This window comes from Nocardia sp. bgisy118 (assembly GCF_057708605.1).
On sequence record NZ_JBYISM010000094.1, the window covers coordinates 1 to 653 of the forward strand.

General features: G+C 64.0%; 2 protein-coding genes. Both read right to left on the reverse strand.

Annotation, left to right across the window (positions count from 1 at the left end):
* Positions 1 to 101 precede the first annotated feature (101 nt).
* On the reverse strand, positions 102 to 398 hold the full coding sequence (locus AC3EO7_RS37880) for a WXG100 family type VII secretion target (RefSeq protein ID WP_435593894.1): 297 nt from the start codon (positions 396 to 398) through the stop codon (positions 102 to 104).
* Positions 395 to 653: WXG100 family type VII secretion target (locus AC3EO7_RS37885; RefSeq protein ID WP_435593895.1), on the reverse strand; the 259-nt coding region annotated here is incomplete at its 5' end. The genes AC3EO7_RS37880 and AC3EO7_RS37885, both read right to left, overlap by 4 nt.

Below are 653 nucleotides of genomic sequence, written 5' to 3' on the forward strand. Positions count from 1 at the left end.
CGTGAACAGCGTGTTCATGTCGTTCCAGGAGTACTGCCACGCCGTTTTGATCGACCCCGCCGCAGTACGCAACTCCGCCGGTGTCACGACGAGGGCCGTCATTAGGGCCACATCTTCTGGTTCAGCTCGATCGCGCTCGAATAGTTGGTGTGCGCGATCCGCGCCACTTCCCTTAGTTCGTTGAGGTTCTCGCGCATCTCATCCACCCCGGCGCTCCACTTGTCATGAGCAGCGCGCTGCGCGGTCGCGGCTTCGCTCGACCAGCTCAAATGCAGATCAGCGATCTGCCGGTCGATCTCGGCCAGCCAGTCGGCAACCGTCTTGCCGAACTTGTCCATCGTGTCGATCTCGGCATCGAGCTGCTCGAGATCGACCCGGAATCGGTCATCAGCCGTCACGGCAGATCCAGCCCCTGCAGGCCGCCGAGCGCAGAGCTGGTGGCCTCGTCCTGCATCTCGTAGGCGATCGCGGCCTCGGCCAGATTCGCAGCGGACTCCTCCAGGGCCGCGACGATCGTGTCGGCGCCCTGCTTCCACTCCACCCACGACTCGTCATATGCGCTGGCTGCCTTGCCCTGCCAACCGTCGGCGAGGAGCTCTTTGCCGATCGTCGAGTCCAATCGGCCCAGCTCGTCCTGGATGGCGCGCGCCTTA